Origin of the sequence: Pseudomonas sp. JV245A, from assembly GCF_032424515.1 — a bacterium.
In the GTDB taxonomy this organism is placed as follows: Bacteria; Pseudomonadota; Gammaproteobacteria; order Pseudomonadales; family Pseudomonadaceae; genus Aquipseudomonas; species Aquipseudomonas protegens.
This window is the reverse complement of the sequence record NZ_VYKE01000273.1, coordinates 1-3,731: the sequence shown is the minus strand read 5'-3', so window position 1 is coordinate 3,731 and position 3,731 is coordinate 1. Positions and strand designations below refer to the sequence as shown.

Annotated in this window: 5 protein-coding genes; 1 reads left to right on the top strand and 4 read right to left on the bottom strand. The window is 67.2% G+C overall.

The window, feature by feature from the left end; all coding sequences use genetic code 11:
* Window positions 1-110: 110 nt before the first annotated feature.
* Both F6S12_RS30340 and F6S12_RS30335 read right to left on the bottom strand, forming a co-directional pair.
* Window positions 111-455, bottom strand: a complete 345-nt coding sequence (locus F6S12_RS30340) for an antibiotic biosynthesis monooxygenase family protein (RefSeq protein WP_011062391.1) — start codon at window positions 453-455, stop codon at window positions 111-113.
* Window positions 456-479: 24 nt separating this feature from the next.
* On the bottom strand, window positions 480-1,112 hold the full coding sequence (locus F6S12_RS30335; protein ID WP_315869732.1) for a LysE family translocator: 633 nt from the start codon (window positions 1,110-1,112) through the stop codon (window positions 480-482).
* Between the two features lie 87 nt (window positions 1,113-1,199).
* On the opposite strand from F6S12_RS30335, the gene F6S12_RS30330 reads away from it, so the two are divergent.
* Window positions 1,200-2,525, top strand: a complete 1,326-nt coding sequence (locus F6S12_RS30330; protein WP_015636436.1) for a PLP-dependent aminotransferase family protein — start codon at window positions 1,200-1,202, stop codon at window positions 2,523-2,525.
* A gap of 50 nt (window positions 2,526-2,575) precedes the next feature.
* Here the strand turns inward: F6S12_RS30330 and F6S12_RS30325 are convergent, their stop codons facing one another.
* Together F6S12_RS30325 and F6S12_RS30320 are read right to left on the bottom strand one after the other, a co-directional pair.
* A complete protein-coding gene (locus tag F6S12_RS30325; protein ID WP_053152913.1) occupies window positions 2,576-2,893 on the bottom strand; it encodes a hypothetical protein in 318 nt (105 codons plus the stop codon).
* Between the two features lie 277 nt (window positions 2,894-3,170).
* On the bottom strand, window positions 3,171-3,731 hold a 561-nt coding region (locus F6S12_RS30320), incomplete at its 5' end, for an aminoglycoside phosphotransferase family protein (RefSeq protein WP_315869731.1).

The window sequence follows — 3,731 nt, the reverse complement described above, 5'->3', positions numbered from 1 at the left end:
CGCCCCCGCCAGCGTGGTGCAGCAGGCCCGCCAGCGCGCCGCGGATTCGCTGCACAAGCGCCGGGAAATCACCCTGCGCGCGGCCGCGCGGCTGGCAGCCGGCTGAGCTTTCAGGCACGGCGCACCGGGCCCTGGCGGGCATTGCCCAGCAACTGGGTGATGGCGCCATCGCCATAGGTGCGCTCGACCCTGGAAATCACCACCTGATAACCGGCGTACCAGCGCCGGTACTGGCGCTTGGCTTCGATGTGCCTGGGGTGGCTGGCAAAGGCCTGGATCGAGGCTTCGTCCTCCCAGTAATAGCTGGCGTTGATCAGCCCCTGGTCGGCGCTGGTCCAGGATTGGGCGCCGACGAAGCCCGGCAGGCTGATGGCGATTTCGTCGATCAGCGCACTGAGGCGGTGGAACTCCTCGTCGCGCTGGCCCGGCTGGTAGATAAAGGCGGCGATGTACATGGTCAAACTCCATTGGCTGATGAATCAGAGCGGACGCGCCAGCAGCGCCAGGCGCAGGGCCAGGGCCAGCAGCACCGCCGCCAGCAGCCAGGATTGCCAGCGGGCCAGCCGCGAATCGCTGCCGGGCAAGCCACGGCGCAAGGCCGCGCCGAAGATCCCCAGGCTGGTATGGAAGACCCCGCTGACCAGGGTCAGCAGCAAGCCCAGGACCACCAGTTGCACAGCGATGCTGCCGTGCTCGGGGCGCACGAACTGCGGCAGGAACACCATGAAGAACAGCAGCGCCTTGGGGTTCAGCAGGCTGTTGCACAGGGCCCGGACAAACACCGTGGCCAGCGGCACCCGGGGTGTATCGGCAAGGTCCAGGTCCCCCCGCTGGCCCAGGGCCTTCCAGGCCAGCCACAACAGGTAGGCAACCCCGGCATAGCGGATCAGGTCGAACGCCGGCGGCCAGTTGGCCACCACGGCGGTGACGCCCGAGGCCGTGAGCAGGGTCAGGCCGATATCCGCTGCGCCGATCCCCAGCCCCGATGCCACCCCACCGCGCCAGCCATAGGCTGCGCCGTGGCTGATGACGAAGGCCATGTTGGGTCCCGGCGACAGCAGCAACAGCAGCACGGCGCCGAGGAAAATCGACAGGGTGGAAAGGTCCGGCATGTGAGCGCTCCTGCGCAAAAGCCGCTAGATTAGGACGCCTGCCTGATACAAACAAAAAAGTGTTCTAGATACATGAGGTGGCCGAGCATGCGCCGTACCCGTTACAAAACCATCGTCGATCACTTCGCCCAGCGCATCCGCGCCGGCCAGCTGTGCCCGGGCACTCAGCTACCGACGGTGCGGGCGCTGATGGCCAGCGAGCAGGTGGCGCTGGCCACGGCACTGCGGGTGTATCACGAGCTGGAAGCCATCGGCCTGGTGGTGGGCGAGCCCGGGCGCGGCACCTTTGTCCGCGACACCAGCCTGCCCCGGGGCATGGGCCTGGAACAGCACCCGGCCAGCGCCGCCTCGGTGGACCTGGCGTTCAACTACCCGTCCCTGCCCGGCCAGGCGGAAAGCCTGCGCGAGGGGCTGCGGGCGATAGCCGCCTCCGGCGACCTGGATGCCCTGCTGCATTCCGCGCCCCAGGGCGGCCGCCCCCATGAGCGCCAGACCGCGGCGCGGCACCTGCGCAACCGCGAGATCCGCGTCGCCGCCGAGCAGGTGCTGATCGTCAACGGCGCCCAGCAGGGGCTGGCGGTGAGCCTGCTGGCGCTGCTCCAGCCCGGGGACATCCTGGCAGTGGACGCCCTGACCTACCCCGGCCTCAAGACCCTGGCCCAGGTCCATCGCCTGGACCTCGAAGCGCTGCCCCAGCACAACGGCCAGATGGACCTCGACGCCCTGCAGGCCCTGTGCCGCCGGCGCCCGGTGCGGGCGCTGTACTGCATGCCGACCCTGCACAACCCCCTGGGCACGGTGATGCCCCTGGCCGAACGCCGGCGCCTGGCGCAACTGGCCCGCGAGCATGACCTGCTGCTGATCGAGGACGGCGCCTACGCCTTCCTCGCCGAACCGGCCCCGCCGCCGCTGCAGACCCTGGCCCCGGAGCGCACGCTGTATATTTCCGGGCTGTCGAAAAGCGTCGCCTCGGGCTTGCGCCTGGGGTTTATCGTCGCGCCCCTGGAGATGATCCCGGCCCTGGAACGGGCGATCCGCGTGTCCACCTGGAGCACCCCGTCGCTGACCGTGACCCTGGGCTGCCGCTGGATCGAGTCGGGGCTGGTGGACAGCCTGGAAGAACAGAAGCGCAACGATGCCCGCAGCCGCCAGCAACTGGCCCGGAGGGTGCTCAAGGGCTGCGATTACCAGGCCTATGGCTCATCGTATTTTCTCTGGCTGAAACTGCCGGAAGGGCGGCGGGCCGATGCCGTGGTGGCGGCCCTGGAACATCAGGGGGTAACGGTGACCTCGGCCGAGCCCTTCGCCACCACCGCCCATGTGCCCCAGGCCTTGCGCCTGGCCCTGGGCTCCATCGGCCTGCCGCTGCTGGAGCAGGCTCTGGAAAAGGTCCGCAACGAAATCACTCGTTGACCACACCTGCAGGAGCCGGCTTGCCGGCGAAGAGCGCCTGCTCACCGGCGTCAATGGCCGGGGGCATCATCCGTGGCCGGCGGCTCGCACGCCTCACGGCCATTCGGATCACGCCAGCGCCGCCAGACCGACTTGATCTTCCGGCCAATCATCCACAGTGCGCCAAGTATATTGGCCAGGACAAAGGCCCCCAGGAAAAATGCCAGCATCGTCAGAATGCCGGGGCAATCCGGCCCTTGGCACGACATTCCCCCCCAGCTCAAGGTGGGCAGCAGCGCCGCACCCACTACAACGATCTGCCGCAACCACGGCCATTTGCACAGAAGCCCGCGCTTAGCGTCGGGCTGAAAAAAACCTGCCACGTTCATGTTCCACTGCGTGAAGTATCAAAGCGGCCACCGCACCCAGGCTGCAGGCACGAAATGCCGGACGAAAAAAAACCCGCCGAAGCGGGTTTTTTCCAAGACCATTATGACTTCCTGTCTGCAGCATCCGTGCTAATGGTCGACCTTCCCTGATCCTGAGCGCTTCCTGCGCTGCAGTTGTGGGAAAGAAGATTAAACACAAAGCCCGGTGCGCAGAAGGCGCATTGAATTACAGCGCGTGTAGGAAATTCGCTATACCGCACTTACGCAAACCCCTAGTTCACCCCTCCAGTGCCTGGGCGGCCAAAGCCGCGAGCTTGAGCTGGTGCTGCGCCCCGGGCTGATGATCGTCCTGGAGAAACCAGGCAGCGGACAAACCACTGAAGGCCAACACCCACTGCACCAGCCGGCGCGGCTCCAGCTGCGCCGCCCGGGCAATCACCTGCACCTGGCGGGCAAAGCGCACAGGGTCGGTGGCGCTGGGCAGGTCCGGGTTGCAGATCAGGTTGGCGAAATCGAAGGTGCGCTCGCCATGGACCCGCTTGGGGTCGATCACCCGCCAGCCGCGCTCGGCGAAGTCCAGCACATTGTCGTGGTGTATATCGCCATGCAGCACCACCAGCTCCCGGGGCGTGGCCAACAGGTGCTCGGCTTCGGCCAGGCAGCGCAGGAACAACCCGCCCTGCTGCGGCGCCGCCTCGCGCAGGTCGGCAAACCAGCGGTCCAGCGACACCAGCGGCGGCCGCGGTTGTGCCCGTGGCCGGTGCAACTGTTGCAGGGTGGCGCAGACGATATGGCTGACCTCATCGTGCTGGCCCGCCAGGGCCATGCGCATCAGCGA

Excerpts from the sequence above, each read along its gene's own strand:
- F6S12_RS30325 (WP_053152913.1), bottom strand. The coding sequence starts at position 2,893 with ATGAACGTGGCAGGTTTTTTTCAGCCCGACGCTAAGCGCGGGCTTCTG.
- F6S12_RS30335 (WP_315869732.1), bottom strand. The coding sequence starts at position 1,112 with ATGCCGGACCTTTCCACCCTGTCGATTTTCCTCGGCGCCGTGCTGCTG.
- F6S12_RS30330 (WP_015636436.1), top strand. The coding sequence starts at position 1,200 with ATGCGCCGTACCCGTTACAAAACCATCGTCGATCACTTCGCCCAGCGC.
- F6S12_RS30340 (WP_011062391.1), bottom strand. The coding sequence starts at position 455 with ATGTACATCGCCGCCTTTATCTACCAGCCGGGCCAGCGCGACGAGGAG.